This is a genomic window from Psychromarinibacter sediminicola, assembly GCF_029168335.1.
GTDB classification, from domain to species: domain Bacteria; phylum Pseudomonadota; class Alphaproteobacteria; order Rhodobacterales; family Rhodobacteraceae; genus Psychromarinibacter; species Psychromarinibacter sediminicola.
Genome location: NZ_JARGYC010000090.1, coordinates 1 through 15,905 on the forward strand (window position 1 = coordinate 1; position 15,905 = coordinate 15,905).

17 protein-coding genes and 3 pseudogenes are annotated in these 15,905 nt (G+C 65.2%); 16 read left to right on the forward strand and 4 right to left on the reverse strand.

The annotated features are described in order from the left end of the window. Positions 1-173 (reverse strand): annotated as a pseudogene (locus P1J78_RS21760) (transposase); the annotation flags it as partial. A gap of 178 nt (positions 174-351) precedes the next feature. On the opposite strand from P1J78_RS21760, the pseudogene P1J78_RS21765 reads away from it, so the two are divergent. The 9 genes and pseudogenes from P1J78_RS21765 (at position 352) to P1J78_RS21805 (ending at position 7,029) form a co-directional block, all read left to right on the forward strand. Further along, positions 352-1,057: pseudogene (locus tag P1J78_RS21765) on the forward strand (IS6 family transposase). 342 nt (positions 1,058-1,399) lie between these two features. Then, a complete protein-coding gene (locus tag P1J78_RS21770) occupies positions 1,400-1,966 on the forward strand; it encodes a L,D-transpeptidase (protein WP_275569492.1) in 567 nt (188 codons plus the stop codon). Between the two features lie 27 nt (positions 1,967-1,993). After that, the gene (locus tag P1J78_RS21775; RefSeq protein WP_275569493.1) at positions 1,994-2,452 is read left to right on the forward strand and encodes a c-type cytochrome; all 459 of its coding nucleotides are present in this window, start codon (positions 1,994-1,996) and stop codon (positions 2,450-2,452) included. Further along, on the forward strand, positions 2,452-2,790 hold the full coding sequence (locus tag P1J78_RS21780) for a hypothetical protein (RefSeq protein WP_275569494.1): 339 nt from the start codon (positions 2,452-2,454) through the stop codon (positions 2,788-2,790). Before P1J78_RS21775 ends, P1J78_RS21780 begins: the two co-directional genes overlap by 1 nt. A gap of 44 nt (positions 2,791-2,834) precedes the next feature. Beyond that, positions 2,835-3,425 (forward strand): c-type cytochrome, encoded by a 591-nt coding sequence (locus tag P1J78_RS21785; protein ID WP_275569495.1) that lies wholly within the window; start codon positions 2,835-2,837, stop codon positions 3,423-3,425. Between the two features lie 2 nt (positions 3,426-3,427). Next, a complete protein-coding gene (locus P1J78_RS21790; RefSeq protein ID WP_275569496.1) occupies positions 3,428-4,378 on the forward strand; it encodes a c-type cytochrome in 951 nt (316 codons plus the stop codon). Positions 4,379-4,425: 47 nt separating this feature from the next. After that, positions 4,426-5,823 (forward strand): multicopper oxidase family protein, encoded by a 1,398-nt coding sequence (locus tag P1J78_RS21795; RefSeq protein ID WP_275569497.1) that lies wholly within the window; start codon positions 4,426-4,428, stop codon positions 5,821-5,823. A 56-nt stretch (positions 5,824-5,879) separates the two neighbouring features. Beyond that, positions 5,880-6,296 (forward strand): c-type cytochrome, encoded by a 417-nt coding sequence (locus P1J78_RS21800; protein ID WP_275569498.1) that lies wholly within the window; start codon positions 5,880-5,882, stop codon positions 6,294-6,296. Next, positions 6,283-7,029, forward strand: a complete 747-nt coding sequence (locus P1J78_RS21805) for a DsbA family protein (RefSeq protein ID WP_275569499.1) — start codon at positions 6,283-6,285, stop codon at positions 7,027-7,029. The genes P1J78_RS21800 and P1J78_RS21805 overlap by 14 nt, the downstream gene beginning before the upstream one ends. A 358-nt stretch (positions 7,030-7,387) precedes the next feature. On the opposite strand, the gene P1J78_RS21810 is transcribed toward P1J78_RS21805, so the two are convergent. After that, complete coding sequence (locus P1J78_RS21810; protein WP_275569500.1) at positions 7,388-8,356, reverse strand: DMT family transporter; 969 nt, start codon at positions 8,354-8,356, stop codon at positions 7,388-7,390. A 284-nt stretch (positions 8,357-8,640) separates the two neighbouring features. On the opposite strand from P1J78_RS21810, the gene P1J78_RS21815 reads away from it, so the two are divergent. From P1J78_RS21815 to P1J78_RS21845, 7 genes are all read left to right on the forward strand, one after another. After that, entirely contained in the window at positions 8,641-8,970 is a 330-nt protein-coding gene (locus tag P1J78_RS21815) for a hypothetical protein (RefSeq protein WP_275569501.1), read from the forward strand. A 159-nt stretch (positions 8,971-9,129) separates the two neighbouring features. Next, complete coding sequence (locus tag P1J78_RS21820; protein WP_275569502.1) at positions 9,130-10,194, forward strand: YncE family protein; 1,065 nt, start codon at positions 9,130-9,132, stop codon at positions 10,192-10,194. A gap of 61 nt (positions 10,195-10,255) precedes the next feature. Next, entirely contained in the window at positions 10,256-12,589 is a 2,334-nt protein-coding gene (locus P1J78_RS21825; RefSeq protein ID WP_275569503.1) for a copper-transporting P-type ATPase, read from the forward strand. Positions 12,590-12,773: 184 nt separating this feature from the next. Beyond that, positions 12,774-13,121: an SHOCT domain-containing protein gene (locus tag P1J78_RS21830; protein WP_275569504.1), complete on the forward strand. Its 348-nt coding sequence runs from the start codon at positions 12,774-12,776 to the stop codon at positions 13,119-13,121. A 207-nt stretch (positions 13,122-13,328) separates the two neighbouring features. Further along, a complete protein-coding gene (locus P1J78_RS21835) occupies positions 13,329-13,472 on the forward strand; it encodes a hypothetical protein (RefSeq protein WP_275569505.1) in 144 nt (47 codons plus the stop codon). A gap of 217 nt (positions 13,473-13,689) precedes the next feature. Then, entirely contained in the window at positions 13,690-13,896 is a 207-nt protein-coding gene (locus P1J78_RS21840; protein WP_374213395.1) for a hypothetical protein, read from the forward strand. A gap of 114 nt (positions 13,897-14,010) precedes the next feature. Further along, positions 14,011-14,706 (forward strand): CBS domain-containing protein, encoded by a 696-nt coding sequence (locus P1J78_RS21845; protein WP_275569507.1) that lies wholly within the window; start codon positions 14,011-14,013, stop codon positions 14,704-14,706. A gap of 154 nt (positions 14,707-14,860) precedes the next feature. Here the strand turns inward: P1J78_RS21845 and P1J78_RS21850 are convergent, their stop codons facing one another. Both P1J78_RS21850 and P1J78_RS21855 read right to left on the reverse strand, forming a co-directional pair. Further along, positions 14,861-15,520: an NADH:ubiquinone reductase (Na(+)-transporting) subunit D gene (locus tag P1J78_RS21850; RefSeq protein WP_275569508.1), complete on the reverse strand. Its 660-nt coding sequence runs from the start codon at positions 15,518-15,520 to the stop codon at positions 14,861-14,863. Positions 15,521-15,698: 178 nt separating this feature from the next. Further along, positions 15,699-15,905: pseudogene (locus P1J78_RS21855) on the reverse strand (IS6 family transposase); the annotation flags it as partial.

Consider the following 15,905-nt stretch of genomic DNA (forward strand, 5'->3'; position numbering starts at 1 on the left):
TACCGCCGCGCCGAGAGATCGCGCCGCTGCCAGCGGTCGTATTCCTGCTGCCACTCACCGGTCAGCCGCGAGATCACCCCCGGCGACAGGTTCGGAGTGTCCGTGCCCAGCAGTGCCGAGAGCGCCTCCTGGAAGTCCCCGGTCGAGATGCCCCGCAGGTAGAGCACGGGCAGACTGGGCCTGCCACGTCTGCCTGGTTGGTCCTGGCCAAGAGATCAATCGCGGCGAAGGCGGCCTCGCTCTCTGGGGGGAGGCGCTACGCTCGGCTCAGAGCGCGGGCAGTCGATGGCGTGGGCAGTGTCAAAGGAACTCGGCTTGAGGCTGGGCAGGGGTGCCGGTAGCGTCCGCCCCATGACCCGACCTTGCCCGTTCAAGTACTTCAAGACGTCGCGCGAGATCATCCGTCTCGCGGTGATGATGTATGTCCGATTCCCGCTTTCGCTGCGGAATGTCGAAGACCTGCTGCACGAACGCGGGGTCGACGTGAGCCACGAGGCGGTCCGGTTCCGGTGGCAACGGTTCGGGCCGATGTTTGCCGCCGAGATCCGGAAACGCCGGATCGAGGGGATGCGGTCGAGCCAGTGACGATGTCATCTCGACGAGATGTTCGTGAAGATCAATGGTGAGAGGCATTACCTGTGGCGGGCTGTCGACCACGAGGGCGAGGTCCTCGAGAGCTTCGTGACGAAGACCCGCGACAAGAAGGCGGCGCTGAAATTCCTCAGGAAATCAATGAGGCGCTACGGCCGGCCGGCCTCCATCGTGACCGACCGGCCCCGGTCCTATGGCGCGGCGCTGAAGGAGATCGGTGCGGCCGATCGCCAGGAGACCGGTTGCTGGCTGAACAACCGCGCCGAGAATTCCCACCCTGCCATTCCGACGACGCGAGCGGGCGATGCTGCGCTTCCGGCGGATGCGAAGTTTGCAGAAGTTCGCATCCGTCCACGCCTCGGTCAGCAATCATTTCAATTCGGAGCGCAGTCTCTACTCCCGAGCAAATTTCAAGAAGAACCGTGCCGCCGCTCTCGCAGAGTGGCGCGGTCTCTGCGCGGCATAAGGGACAGCGTCACTGTCCAAGCTGAGACTGGTTCTCATCGATCTGACAGCTCCCAGCTTCTACTTCCGGGCAAATTTCAAGAAGAACCGTGCCGCTGCTCTCGCAGAGTGGCGCGGTCTCTGCGCGGCATAAGGGACAGCGTCACTGTCCAAGCTGAGACGAGTTAGAATTAGTCTGACACTACCCTCGATCCGGCCAGGGCTTTCCTGATCGGCGTGCCTTTCACGGCAAAAAGTCAAGGTTACATTCGGATACATTTCTCTCTGTCTTGTCAGGTTGCCGCGCGGGCCGACTGAGGTATTGGTCTTTTCCACAAATCGGACTTCGGCAGGGAGCAGGCTGATGACGACGAACGGCCCGGGCAGGCTGAACAGGCGGGACGTGATCACGGGAGCGCTTGTGCTGACCGCCGCGCCGTCGATCGTGCGGGCTCAGGCGAGCGGCGCGCGCCGCAACATATCGTCCTTCCGCACGCATGAATGGCGCGACCACTTCGACGAGATGGGCAAGGGGATCATCATCTGCGACACCACGTCGAAGATGCTTCAGCACTGGACGCCCGGCGAAGGGATGCGGGTCTACCCGACCTCGGTGCCGATGACGGACGAGTTGACCCGGCGTGGATATACAAGCGTCGTCGAAAAACGCGAGAACCCGGGTTGGGGACCGACCCCGTCCATGCGGGAGCGCGACCCGTCCCTGCCGGTCTATGTGGAGGGTGGCGATCCGCGCAATCCACTGGGTACCCGGGCGCTTTACCTGTCGTGGCAGTATTACCGCATCCACGGCACACAGGACACGCGCAAGATCGGGCGGCGCTCCTCTAGCGGGTGCATCGGTCTATACAATCCCCACATCGAGGACCTCTACGCACGGGTGCCTGTCGGCACCCAGGTGAAGCTCATCTGAAGTTCGCGCAGCCAGAGAAGGATGCTCATGAAGAAGTTGACCGCCGTCGTGGGCGTTGTTGCCGTTGGGGGGCTGGCCATTGGGGGCTGGCAGTACCTGCAGCCGCAGGGCACGGGCCAGGGACACTCGATGGCCTCCACCGAGACGAGCGGCCTTGCGGAGGGCGCTACGATCGTGGACGTGCGCCTGCCGGAGTCGCTGTCGGATGACGCCCGGCTTGGCAAGCGGATGTTCGAGGCGAAATGCGCGACGTGTCACGGCGAGAACGCGGCGGGGCAGAACGGCGTTGCGCCGCCGCTGGTGCACAAGATCTACGAGCCCAGCCACCATGCAGACATGGCCTTCGTGATGGCGGCGCAGAACGGCGTGAGATCGCACCACTGGACCTTCGGCGACATGCCCCCTGTCGAGGGTGTGACACCGGGCGACGTCAAGATGATCACGGCCTACGTACGCGAGTTGCAGCGGGAGAACGGGATCGAGTGATGAACCGGGGCCTTGCGCAAAAGGTGATGGGCGTCCTGCTTCTGGGCGTGCTGGTCCTGTTCGTGGGGCTCCCGAGCTCGTCCGCGGCGCACCCGGACGACCACGTGTTGGCTGGGCCAGTGTCGGCGGACGTGCATGCGCCAGCAAGCGAAGAGGCCGAGGCATTTCGCGGTCACTGCCACCCGGGGCTGGACTGCTTCGTCACGGCCGTGTTCATCCTGCCAGCCGCCGTGAACCCGCCGTCACTTCGGTCCTCGGTGACGCATATCAACCGGGCCCGAGTGCTGACCAGCCTTCCCATGACGTTCGATCCGCCCCCGCCGCGCCGCGTGTCCTGACCTTCACGGCAATCGACATACAGGACACACGGAGTATCGGGACAATGAGGAAAACCACGAGTCTGGCGGCGATCGCCGCCACGGGCACAGCGGTCGCGGCCTTCGCGCACAGCGGGGCCACCGGCATCGTCAAGGAGCGGATGGACGCGATGGTTGCCATGGGCGACGCGGTCAAGTCCGTCGCGCCAATGATGCGCGGCGAGGCCGCCTACGACGCCGACCTCATGCGTGAGGCCGCGCGGACGTTCCGCGCGCATTCCGGCGACGCGCTGACGGAACTGTTTCCCGAGGGATCGGGCGGTGCGCCGTCTGAGGCGAAGGATGCGGTCTGGTCCGAGTGGGACCGCTTCACGGCGCTGGCCGAGCAGCTCGGCATCTATGCCGAGGGGCTTGAGGGCGCCGCCGGCAACGGTCTCGCCGGCGCGGGCGGCAGCATGGATGCGGGCGCGATGATGGGCGGAAGCTCCGGCATGGGGTCCGGTTCGATGATGGGCGGCAGCACCATGATGGGGACCGACGCCTCCGGCATGATGAGAGCCGCGGACATCGCCGCGATGCCGGCGGATGCCGCGTTCAACATGACGACGCAGGTCTGCTCGGCCTGCCATACGCGATTCCGCGCGGAAGACGACTAACCATGCGGCGGATCACGCTGTATTCGGTCGGGGTGGCGGCGCTTGGCGCCGCCGCCCTCGCCGCGCTTGTCGCGTGGCCGGTTGGGCGCACGCCCGAGCCGATTGCGCTGGAGGGCAACGCCGACCGCGGCGCGTACCTGGCTCGGGCTAGCGGCTGCATCGCGTGCCACTCGAATTTCGAGGAGGGCGGCGCGCCGCTGGCCGGCGGCGCGCCGCTTGAGACGAGGTTCGGCACCTTCTACCCGCCGAACCTCACGACGGACCCCGACCACGGGATCGGCGACTGGACGGCCGAGAGCTTCGCCATGGCGGTGCGGCAGGGCATCGGTCCGGACGGTGAGCCGTATTACCCATCGTTCCCCTACACCTTCTACGCGGATTTCACCGACCAGGAGATTGCCGACCTGTGGGCGGCCTTCCGGACCGTGCCGCCGGTGGCAGAGCCTTCGCCCGAGCATGCGGTGGGCTTCCCGTTCGACCAGCGCTGGGGCCTGAAGCTCTGGCGGGCGGTCTTCTTTCACGACCCGCTCACCGAGCCGGTCGCGGGGCGCAGCGAAGAGTGGAACCGCGGCCGGGAACTGGTGCGCGGCGCCGCCCATTGCGGCGCCTGCCACACGCCGCGCAACGTGGCGGGCGGGCGCGATCTGGGCGCACTGTTCAGCGGGAACGCGAACCTGCCAGGGGGCAGCAAGGCACCGTCGATCCGGCCGGGGGAGCTCGTAGAAAACGGCTGGACTGTGGCGTCGCTGGCCTACGCGCTGCAGACCGGGGTGACGCCGTCGGGCGACGCGTTCGGCGGCAGCATGGCGGAGGTCGTCCGTGAAGGCACGCGGTTCCTGTCCGCGTCGGATCGCGAGGCGGTGGCGCTCTACCTGCTCGACGACGAAGCCGCCGCGCACGAGCGGACGGCCGACGTGGCCGGCGAAGGGTCCGGTGACACTCGGATGGATTGAGGAAACAGCGGGGGCCGACCGGCCCTCGCGACACGAGGCATGAGACGATGAAACACACACGACGTGACGTGTTGCGGCTTGCCGCACTTGCCGGTGCGAGCGCCGCCGCGCTGCCGCCCTGGGCGCTGGCGCTGGAGAGCCCACCAGAGCTTGCGGCGCGGGTAGCGCGGCTGCAGATGCTGCCCGACACCTATCCCCAAACCGAGGTCTGGGGCTATGAGGGCGCGATCCCCGGTCCGGAGATCCGAGTGCGGCAGGGCGAGCGGGTGCGCCGGCGGTTCGCCAATGCTCTGCCGCAGGGCAGCTCCGTCCACTGGCACGGCATCCGGATCGACAACGCGATGGACGGCGTCGCGGGCCTGACTCAGGAGGCCGTCGCGCCGGGTGATACCATCGATTACGATTTCGTCGCACCTGACGCCGGAACTTATTGGTACCACGCCCACAACCGGTCATGGGAGCAGGTGGCGCGCGGGCTGCACGGCGCGCTGGTGGTCGAGGAGGCCGAGGCGCCGGACGTCGACCGCGAGGAAGTGCTGGTCCTCGACGATTGGCTGCTGAACCCGGACACCGGGCAGATCGACGACAGCTTCGACCACCCGATGATGATGAGCCACGCCGGCCGAACGGGGAATTTCGTAACGACGAACGGGCGCTATGACCTCTCGCTTGCCGTGAAACGGAACGAACGGCTGCGTCTGCGCCTGATCAACGCCTCCAATGCGCGGATCTTTCCGCTGATGCTGGCCGGGCTGAAGGGCTGGGTCGTGGCGCTTGACGGGATGCCGCTGCCGGCGCCGTCGCCGGCCGAGGAGGTGCTTGTCCTCGCCCCCGCGCAGCGTATCGACCTGATCGTGGACGTCACCGCCGCGGAGGGAGAGGACGCGCAGCTGATCCGGATCGGCGGGGACGATCAGCCCGTCGTGCAGGCGGCCTTTCCGGTGTCGGGCGCCGCCAGCGTGTCCCGGCGCGGTGCGCCTGCATCGCTGCCGCCCAACCCCGGCATGGAGGCGCCCGACCTTGCTGCGGCCCGTCCGCTGCGGCTGGTGATGGCGGGTGGCGCCATGGGCCGGTTGCAGTCGGCCGTCCTGAACGGCGAGCGCAAGAGCTTTCGCGAACTCGCCGCCTCGGGACGGTTCTGGGCATTCAACGACATGGCCGAGATGGGCGACACGCCGCTCGCCGATCTCGGACTGGGAGAGCCGGTGCGGCTGGAGATCGTCAACGACACCGTGTTCCCCCACGCCATGCACCTTCACGGGATGCACTTTCGCGAGGTCTCGAGCGACGGCGGCCTTGGCCCGCTGCGGGACACGGTCCTGGTCGGCGCGACGGAGACGCGGGAGATCGCCTTTGCCGCCGACAACCCCGGCAACTGGCTGTTCCACTGCCACATGCTCAGCCACGCGGCCTCAGGTATGATGACCTGGGTTCGCGTGTCATGAGGCGGGCTGTCCGGATAGGACTTGCTGCTCTCCTGCTGGTCTGGGGCGGGGGCTGGGTGGTCCTGGGGCAAGGATTCGCCGGAGATCTGGCCGCGGGTGATTTAAAACTCGAGGAAGGTGCCGCGCTCTATGCCGAGAATTGCGCCCCGTGTCACGGCGCCGTCCTAGAGGGGCAGCCCGACTGGCGCTCGCCCGGACCCGACGGGCGCTTTCCGGCCCCGCCGCACGACGAGACAGGGCACACCTGGCATCACCCGGACAGCGTATTGTTCGACTACACCAAGCTGGGAGGCAAGGTGATCATGGCGCGGCAGGGCCTGGAGTTCGACAGCGGAATGCCGGGCTTCGGTGGCAGCCTGACAGACCAGCAGATCCACAACATTCTCGCTTACATCCGGTCCACCTGGCCCGAGGAAGTCCGGGAGATGCAGGCCGAACGCACCCGGGCTGACACTGAAAATGGAGACAGATGAAATGGCCTTTGAAAGACCGATACTCGCATTGGCCCTCGCCCTGTCGCTGCCGGTGGCAGCGCCAGCGCAGGACCTCGACGAGGCGCGAGTCAAGGAACTTGTGCTGGAGGCGATCCGGGAGAATCCCGAGATCGTCATGGAGGCGGTGGCCATCCTTGAGCGGCGCCAGGCGAATGCGCAGGCTGAAACGCAGGCCGAGGCGTTGCACAGCCAGCGCCAAATTATCGAGAACGATCCGAACGCCCCCGTGCTTGGCAATCCCGAGGGCGACGTGACCGTGGTCGAGTTCTTCGACTACAACTGCCCGTACTGCCGCCGGGTGAAATCGGAGGTCCGCGAACTGATCGATAAGGACCCGGGCATTCGGCTCGTCTACCGCGAATGGCCGATCCTCGGCGACGGATCCGTATTCGCCGCCAAGGCCGCGCTGGCGGCGCGTGAGCAGGGGAGATACGAAGCGTTCCACTGGGCGATGATGGAAATCGACGGCCGCGCGGACGAGGCCTCGGTGCTGCGGGTGGCCGAACAGGTGGGGCTCGATCTCGACCAACTGAGGCAGGACATGGAGGCGCCCAAAGTTGCCGAACACATCGCCACCTCGATGCGGCTGACGCAGGCACTCGGCTTCAACGGCACGCCGTCGTTTGTCGTCGGTGACAATCTGGTGCCGGGATTTGTGGAGAAGGAGAAGCTTGCCGAACTCGTAGAACAGACCCGCGAGAACGACGACTGACGCGTCAGCGAGAGCGGGCTGCGGCCAGAAGAGCCGGCTCCGGCGACAGACAGCTTTTCACGCACAACCTCGACTCCGCCACGCTGGCCGCGCTCGCCGGAACACACCCGGTCGGCACGAGCGGTGAGTCTGAGGGATTTGCGGCCCTGACCTGCTTTCTCCATTCGGCGCGTGCGGGGGCTAAAGGTCGGCAGGATCATGACGCCATGCGCCCCGCGGGGCGGTCACTTGGCGTCCAAGGTTGGTCACACGCATCCGGACATGTGAACGATTGGTATCCGCCGCGCATGGTGCAGCATTCAGGTGGGACGCCCGCCGGCCGACCTGCCTTTCTCGCCCGACATCGTGCGGTCCGCCGTTAGCAAGGCATGGCGCAGTTCGGGCTTTCCGCGCCTGTCTCCGACGTCTCCTGGCGCGCCTCCTTGACGCGATGGGCCCAGGTCACGAGGCCGATGCTCGTGAAGACCAGCGCGAAGCCCACAAGGTGAACGGGGTGGAATTCGTCCCCGAGCCAGACGTAGGACAGGGCCAGCGCGGTTGCCGGCATCGCACTCATGTAGCCCGAGGCCGTGCTCGGCGGCACCTGGCTCAGCCCGCGGAACCAGATCAGCGTGCCGATTGCGAGCGGCCCCATGCCCCAGACGACCAGCCCCAGCCATTCGTTCGCGGTCGGCGTGGAGAAGTCGAAGCTTGTGGCCTGGTACAGGCCGGGTATCGCGAACAGCAGCACCGCGACCCACACAATCAGCGGCAGGGCGACCTCGGGGCGCAGGTCCCGGATCACCTGCTTTCCGAGAAGCGAGTAGAGCGTCTGGCTGGTCACGGCGCCGAAGACGAGGAGACTGCCAAGGATAAGGTCCCATCCCCCCGACCGGATCGATTGTCCCGAAACGTTGATCACCAGCACGCCGACCACGGCCAGCGTGACCGCGACGATCTTACGCCAACCCATGCTGTCATGCATGAAGATCACGGCCGCCGTCGCCATCGCGGCGGGGCTCAGGCTCATCACGACGGAGCCGACCACGCCGTTCACCCGCTGCATCCCCGTCAGCAGAAACAGGGTGAACGCGACGATGCCCACGCCGCCGATGATGACGATCCGGACCCAGTTGCCGCGGGAAATCCGCGGCAGGCGCCGCCGGTGAATGATCAGGAAAGGCGTCAGGGCGAGCGCGGCCAATGTCAGGCGGAGAAACGGGCCGAGAAACATCGGAAAGGCGTCCGACACGACCTTGGCAGACGGGGTGCCCGTGCCGAACAGCGCCATGCCCGCGAAGAGCTGGGCGTAGATGAGCAGCTGCTTCCTGAGATTGTCATCCATCATGCAGGAAGGCACCTAGCGGCCGGCTAGGGCTCACGCAAGGCCGGCTTAACGAGCGGTGGCACTCTTGCGGAGCCGACGGAGTGGCCCTCCCAGGGTCATGCAGAGAAAATGGGCACAGCCGCTTCGGAAGTCTGTCGGACGTCGGTGGCGCGATCGCGCACCCGCTGGGACGCCGCTACATGAACGTCCGCCATGATCGTTGATTTGCATCAAAGTCTGCGCGTCGAGATGATCTATTGTAGTCGTCGGTGAAGGAGAGCAATGTGCCTCGGCCTGGGTTAAAGATGGTAGGGTTCGACGCCCGCCGGATCGTCATGATCCTGGCGGTGTTCGCATTCGTCGTTGGCACCCTTCTGGATATTGGCGCTGCCGATCATGGGCCGCTCGACGCGGCCATGGAAAGCGCGCAGGCACATGCGGCACCGCTGGATGTCATTCTTGACGGTGTTTTGAAAAGCCATTGCCAGCAGAATGCCGGGTGCCATGTCGCCATTCTGCCAGACCTTGAGAGCGTGATTCAGATCGGGGCTGCCGGAACGATTTCTGCCACATGGCGGGAGATGGCGGAGTCCGAACATCTCAACGACCTTTTCCGACCTCCGCTTCACGTCTGAACGAGCGTCGGCGCATCCGCGTCGATTCACTCTGCGGCCTGCCAAACTCCCTGTACCGGAGGTGAAGGGCCGGATCCGCCCAAAGTAGAATACGGGCCTACCAGTCCCCCGCTTCTTCGGCAGTGGTGGGTGTTCGCTGGGGCCCGAAAGGACAGACCAATGAAGCGCAAGACTTTCACGACACTCGTCGCCACCGTCTCTCTCACTGCAATGTACGCCAGCACGGCCATGGCCCAGACCGTCTTTGTGCCCGAAGGCAGCGGCAACTCCATACTTGTAGTGGACGGTGTCACCGGGGAAGCGATCCGCCGCATCGAAGGGCTCGAGGCGATCCACGGCCTGGGCGGCACCCCGGGCGTGCCGGTGCTGGTGGCCGGCAGCTTCGCCGAGATCGACTCGGCCGGCGCGATGGATGTCGACAAGCCCGCTGCTGTCTCGGCCGACGATCATGCGTCGCATCACGCCAAACCGGAGCGGCAGATGGGTCCGACTGATGCGGGGCTAAGCCTGCTCAGCCTGATCGACGCCAACGGCGGCGAGGTTCTGCGACGCATCGTGGTGCCGGGTGCGGTGCACCACACCGCAGTGTCACCCGACGGCCGCTTTGCCGTGGCCACGCATCCGGCGGGCGACGGGGTCTCACTCGTCGATCTGATCGCCAATGAGCTAGTGGCCTTCGTGCCCACCGGTGCCATGCCAAACTACGCCGTCTTCGGCCGTGATCCTGACACTGTCTACGTCTCGAACACGGGAAACGGCACGGTGAGCGAGGTCGATCTGACCCGCGGCATCGTTAGGCGCAACCTTGTCGCGGGCGAGATGCCCGAACACATGGTCGTCCATCCGTCCGGGAACGTTCTTTATGTCGCTGACGCCGAGCCCGGCCATGTGCTGGAACTGGCGCTCGACAGCGGTGAGATGGTACGCAGCTTCGACATCGGCGGCGAGATACACGGGCTGGGGCTGACCGACGATAGCGACCGGTTGGTCGTAGCTGGGCGGGGCGAGGACAAGCTCGTCTCAGTCAACCTGACTGACGGCACCCAGACTAAGGCTGCGTTGGGGCCGGAACCTTATCACCTGACACTATTACGTGGCACCGATAGGTTGTTCGTGTCGTCGCGGGCCGATCCGAAGGTGTGGATCGTCGACGCAGCGACACTGGAACCGACGAGCGACTTCGCGGTCGAGGGCGAAGGTCACCAGATGGTCGTGCTACCATAAGGCGCGGAGGCTAAGCCGGGCCGCTCCCGAGGCGGCCCGTGGATGAAACGGGAATTGAACGATGAACCAGCATAACCATCATCACACGGCCAACCGCGGCACCGTTGTTTACACCTGCCCGATGCACCCGGAGGTGCGGCAGGACGCGCCCGGCGACTGCCCGAAATGCGGCATGCACCTGGTGTCGGAGGGCGAAGCGCATGCGCAAACGCACGGCCACCAGCCCGCCGGTGCGGTAGCCGGGCAGTACGACACCGTGCCTGCCGGCTGGGACGGCCCGGTCTACACCTGCCCGATGCACGCCGAGGTGCGGCAGACGCAGCCCGGCTCCTGCCCGCTCTGCGGCATGGGGCTGGAGCTGGAAACCGCGGCGCTGGCCGACGAGGGACCGAACCCGGAACTGGTGGACTTCACCCGGCGCTTCTGGGTCGGCGCAGTGCTGACCGTGCCCCTTCTCGTCCTGACGATGGGCCCGTTCGTCGGCCTCGGCGGTGTAAGAGAGCTCTTCGGGGAACGGGCGACGCTCTGGATTGAGCTGGTCCTTGGCACGCCGGTCGTTCTGTGGTGCGGCTGGCCGTTCCTGAAGCGCGGTTGGACTTCGTTCCGCACGATGAACCTCAACATGTTCTCGCTGATCTCCATGGGGGTGATGGCCGCTTGGATATTCAGCATCGTCGCGGTGCTGGCGCCCGGCGTCTTCCCCGAAGGTTTTCGCGACGCTGAAGGCCAGGTCGGCGTCTATTTCGAGGCTGCGGCGGTGATCGTCGTGCTGGTGCTGCTGGGCCAGGTAATGGAACTGCGCGCCCGAGAAGGTACGGGGAAGGCGATCCGCGCGCTGATGGACTTGGCGGCCAAGACCGCGAGGGTGATCCGCGAGGACGGCACGGAAGAGGAGATCCCGCTGGAAGACGTACAGGTGGGCGACCGTTTGCGGGTCCGGCCGGGCGACAAGGTGCCGGTGGATGGCACTGTGGTCGAGGGGCGCTCTTCGGTGGACGAGAGCATGATCACCGGCGAGCCGGTGCCGGTCGAGAAGACGTCGGGCGATCCGCTGACCGGCGCCACGATCAACGGCAGCGGTAGCCTGGTGATGGAGGCGACCCGCGTGGGCGCCGACACGATGCTGGCGCAGATCGTCGAGATGGTGGCGAACGCGCAACGCTCCCGCGCGCCGATTCAGAAATACGCCGACAAAGTGGCAGGGGTTTTCGTTCCTGCGGTAATTGCCGTGGCGGTGCTGGCCTTCATCGGCTGGGCGATATGGGGGCCCGCGCCGGCGCTGTCTTATGGGCTGATCGCGGCGGTGTCGGTGTTGATCATCGCCTGTCCCTGTGCGCTGGGGCTGGCGACGCCGATGTCGATCATGACCGCCACCGGCCGCGGCGCGCAGGCCGGCGTTCTGATCAAGAATGCCGAGGCGCTCGAGCGTTTCGAGAAGGTCGACACGCTGATCGTAGACAAGACCGGCACGCTGACCGAGGGCAAGCCGAAGTTGGTCGCCGTGCTGCCCGAGGCGGGGCATGACGAGGCCGAGGTGCTGCGTCTCGCAGCCTCGCTGGAGCGCGGATCCGAGCATCCGCTGGCCGAAGCGATTGTGAAGGGCGCCGAAGAACGCGGCGTCGCCTTGGCCGACGCGCCGGACTTCGAGGCGGTCACGGGCAAGGGTGTGATGGGCCGTGTGGACGGGCAGGCTGTGGCGCTCGGCAACCGGGCACTGTTGCAGGAACTGGGACTCGACGCCGCGGCGCTGGCAGACCGGGCGAACGCCCGCCGCGACGAGGGCGAGACGGTCATGTTCGTCGTCCTCGACGGCGCCGTCGCGGGCCTTGTCAGCGTGGCCGACCCGGTGAAGGACACGACGCCGGCGGCGCTGAAGGCACTGCACGGGCTCGGCTTCCGAGTGATCATGGCTACTGGCGACAACGAACGCACCGCCCGCGCCGTGGCCGCGCGGCTGGGGATCGACGAAATCCGAGCCGACGTCCTCCCGGAGGACAAGGCGCAGATCATCGCGGAGCTTCAGTCGCAGGGCGCCAGGGTGGCCATGGCGGGGGACGGCGTCAATGACGCGCCCGCCCTGGCGCAGGCGGATGTCGGCATCGCGATGGGGACCGGCGCCGACGTTGCCATAGAAAGCGCGGGCTTCACGCTGGTGAAGGGCGACCTCGATGGTATCGTGCGAGCGCGGCGGCTGAGCCGGGCGACGATGCGCAACATCCGGCAGAACCTGTTCTTCGCACTCGTCTACAATGCCGCAGGCGTCCCTGTGGCGGCGGGCGTGCTGTTCCCGTTCTTCGGCATCCTGATCAGCCCGATGTTCGCGGCCTTCGCGATGAGCGCCTCGTCCATCTCGGTGGTCCTGAATGCCCTGCGCCTGCGTGGCGCAGAGGTCTGAAGGAGGAAGATCGACATGGCAGATCGATCCGGGCCCGTCCCCAAGAAGCCGGCCGGAAAAGGTGTGCCGGCCATCTTCGCCTCCGCCTTCTAGCGGCGAACGGTGCCGTGTGGCCGACGCGGTTTTCGGGCACCGCCGTCGCCATCGCCTGAAATGCAAACCTGACCCGGAATAGGAGCAAGAGATGAAACGGAAACTGACCGCGCTTGCGGCCCCGCTCTTTTCAATAGCGGCCACCGCGGCGGCGGCGCAAAACACAACGCCGACGCAGCAATGGCCCGACAACTGGCACGGAGGATACGATCACATGATGTGGGGTGGTGGATTTGGCTTTTTCGGCGGGCTTATGATGTTGGTGTTCTGGGCCGCGCTCATTGCGCTGGTGGTACTGGCGGTGCGCTGGTTCGACGGCACCGGCGGTTCGGCGCGCACGCGGCGGAACGAGGCAATGGACATCCTGCGCCAGCGTTTCGCCAAGGGTGAAATCGATGAGGAAGAGTTCCGCCGTCGAAAGGCCGCGCTCGAGGACTGACGTCCACGGCGACTCGCATGTCGGTTGGGACCGCTCGGCCTGCCTCCCTCTCAGGATAGGGCCGTTTAATGAGAGTCAAGGGCGCGCTGGCCGATGTCGGCACGCCCCGGCTGCGGCCAAGTGGGATGCTCTTTGCTGCGGCGGAACGCACTCCTCGAGATTGCGCCAGGTCAGTGTTCCTCTAACGCCACACGTTAGAATGAGGGAGTGCATTCGCTCGACCGCAAGCTTCTGCGTGATCTTGTGCGCCTGTGGGCGCAGGTTCTCGCCATTGTACTGGTGTCGGCAGGTGATGTGGTGCCAATGATGCTGGCGCTCGGTTCCTGCCGCGAAAACAAGGACGGCGTATAAAGAGCGTCAGCGCTTCGGCCATGTGTTCGCTACGCTTCAACGCGGCCCCGACCGGTTGTTCGCGAGGATCGCGCGCATCGCCGGCGTTTAGGCGTTGGAGACGCGAATAGCTGGGCAGGAATTTTCAGATCGACGGTACTGCGGTGTGGCACCAAATCTTCGCGAGGCGCGATGTCGAGAGTAAGTAAGTAGGGAGCCAAAATTGCGAAACAGAACCGTGCAATCCGCTGCTGGGAGCGTGTGGGAGAATCGCGCGTCGCTAGAGGAGGACAACCTGTCACTGCGCGCCGAACAGACGCTTCACGAATGGATTTACCAGGCGGTTTCAGGGTGGCGCGATGTACGTGGCGCTTGGGTCGAGCAGCCTTTTCTGGCGTTCTACGGTCGCACGCTCGGCAAGGGCCCCTTCGAAACAAACAGGTGATTGGCTTCGTTTCCTAGGGCGGCAATCCAGGGAATTGCAGCTATAATCCAATCAGGTGGCTTCCGTGCATTGCCTGGCACAGAAACCGCAGACGGCAACCATAGGAGACTAATCATGCGAGCCAAGGACATCATGACGACGGCCGTGGTCACCGTGCCGGCCGATGAAGACGTCGAGACTGCAACAGCGCTAATGCTGCAACATCACGTCAGCGGCTTGCCAGTCACCGGCGCCGACGACCGGATCGTCGGCGTCATCAGCGAAGGTGACCTGATGCGACGGATCCGGAAGGACGACGGGACACGCCGCTCTTGGTGGCTGGACCTGCTCGGAGGGACGGAAGACACCGCGCACGATTATGTCAAGGCGCGAAGTCACAAGGTGTCGGACGTGATGACGCGCGAAGTGATTAGCGTCGATGAGGACCGCTTGGTGGTTGAGATCGCGCGCTTGCTGGAAAAACACCGCGTCAAGCGGGTTCCGGTCGTGCGCGACGGTCGCGTCGTCGGCATCGTCAGCCGAGCGAACCTTCTCCACGCCCTGTCGACCGTCGGCGAGGAGTCGCTACCGACGCCGTCCGAGGACGACCGGGCGATACGCCAGCGCGTCGCGGCCGCGCTGAAAGAGGTTCCGGGATCATCGGCGAACCAGATCAACATCACGGTGGAGAGCGGAGATGTATCGCTCTGGGGCATCGCGGACAGCGACGCGCAGAAGGACGCCTACAGGGTGGCAGCGGAGAACGTGCCGGGCGTCCGCCGGGTCGACGTCCATCTCGGCCGTCTTCCAGGTTGGGCCTATGGCATATGACTGAGACGCTTGCATTGTCTGGTTGTCGACCTGAGGTCCGGGCGCCGGTCGAAGGGTGAGAGCTTCCACATGCCCGTCACTCCGTCGTGGAAATCTCTCTTTTAGATAGGGTTTACCGGTGAGAGATTGTAACCTCTGGACGAGGGGCTGAGCGTCAGGTCCTTTCCAGTTCCACCTCCGGCGGCACGAATTCCGGCGCTTCGACCTGTTCGGTCCGAACGGATCGGATCGCCCACACCAGTCCGCCAAGGATGAAGAATGCGCTCGGCGCCAAGAGCATAAGGCTGAGTGGCGTGAACCATCCACCTTGGTCAGTGGTCGGGAGAATCTGGAAACCCAGAAGACTGCCCTTGCCGAAAAGCTCCCGGATGCTGCCGACCAGCACGAGGATAAGCGAGTAGCCGAGAGAATGGCCGAGAGCATCGACCATCGAGGGGATCACAGGGTTATGCCTCGCAAAACTCTCCGTGCGACCCAGGACGATGCAGTTTGTCGTGATCAGGAAAACGTAGACGGATAGCCGGAGGCTGATGTCGAAGAAGAAAGCCTTCAGGAACTGGTCGATGATCGCCACGAGAGAGGCAACGATCACGACTTGGACGATCAGGCGTATGCTTTCCGGGATGATGCGGCGCAGGACACTCACAATCCCAGCTGACAGCACGAGGACGACCGTCTGAGCGGCCGACATTGTGAAGGCCGTATCCAGAGACGTAGTGACGGCTAATGCCGAACAAAGCCCGAGGATCTGCAGTGTAATCGGGTTCTGGCGGATCAGGGGCGCTGTCAACAGCCTCCAGCGATAGCCTGCCATGCATCACCTCGGTTCACCATGAGCCGACGAGCAAGCCGCGAAATCAAGCGCGTAGTGCTGCCTTGATCCTCTCGAAGGCATTCAGCAAACAGTTTACACAGGCACGGCTATGAGAAAAGGGGAGGTTGGGCATCGTCACGTAAAATCGTGGTGGCGGGCGGAGCCTTTCGATCCAACGTCAGGCAGCCACGATCTCGCGCCAGTCCGCCATTGCCGTGGAGCGGAACACCTTCAGCATTCGGCGGGAGATCAAATGGCGCTGGACGTTGAAGAGATCGGAGATTGCGGAGTGGGAGGCGAGGAAGCGCTGCGCGGAGCCGGGTGACTTGAACCGAATTTGCTGCCGCTCTCGGCGTCGGGTTGGCTGATGTGAAACCTCCGCTCG

Excerpts from the sequence above, each read along its gene's own strand:
- P1J78_RS21770 (WP_275569492.1), top strand. The coding sequence starts at position 1,400 with ATGACGACGAACGGCCCGGGCAGGCTGAACAGGCGGGACGTGATCACG.
- P1J78_RS21775 (WP_275569493.1), top strand. The coding sequence starts at position 1,994 with ATGAAGAAGTTGACCGCCGTCGTGGGCGTTGTTGCCGTTGGGGGGCTG.
- P1J78_RS21780 (WP_275569494.1), top strand. The coding sequence starts at position 2,452 with ATGAACCGGGGCCTTGCGCAAAAGGTGATGGGCGTCCTGCTTCTGGGC.
- P1J78_RS21785 (WP_275569495.1), top strand. The coding sequence starts at position 2,835 with ATGAGGAAAACCACGAGTCTGGCGGCGATCGCCGCCACGGGCACAGCG.
- P1J78_RS21790 (WP_275569496.1), top strand. The coding sequence starts at position 3,428 with ATGCGGCGGATCACGCTGTATTCGGTCGGGGTGGCGGCGCTTGGCGCC.
- P1J78_RS21795 (WP_275569497.1), top strand. The coding sequence starts at position 4,426 with ATGAAACACACACGACGTGACGTGTTGCGGCTTGCCGCACTTGCCGGT.
- P1J78_RS21805 (WP_275569499.1), top strand. The coding sequence starts at position 6,283 with ATGGAGACAGATGAAATGGCCTTTGAAAGACCGATACTCGCATTGGCC.
- P1J78_RS21810 (WP_275569500.1), bottom strand. The coding sequence starts at position 8,356 with ATGATGGATGACAATCTCAGGAAGCAGCTGCTCATCTACGCCCAGCTC.
- P1J78_RS21815 (WP_275569501.1), top strand. The coding sequence starts at position 8,641 with ATGGTAGGGTTCGACGCCCGCCGGATCGTCATGATCCTGGCGGTGTTC.
- P1J78_RS21820 (WP_275569502.1), top strand. The coding sequence starts at position 9,130 with ATGAAGCGCAAGACTTTCACGACACTCGTCGCCACCGTCTCTCTCACT.
- P1J78_RS21825 (WP_275569503.1), top strand. The coding sequence starts at position 10,256 with ATGAACCAGCATAACCATCATCACACGGCCAACCGCGGCACCGTTGTT.
- P1J78_RS21830 (WP_275569504.1), top strand. The coding sequence starts at position 12,774 with ATGAAACGGAAACTGACCGCGCTTGCGGCCCCGCTCTTTTCAATAGCG.
- P1J78_RS21845 (WP_275569507.1), top strand. The coding sequence starts at position 14,011 with ATGCGAGCCAAGGACATCATGACGACGGCCGTGGTCACCGTGCCGGCC.
- P1J78_RS21850 (WP_275569508.1), bottom strand. The coding sequence starts at position 15,520 with ATGGCAGGCTATCGCTGGAGGCTGTTGACAGCGCCCCTGATCCGCCAG.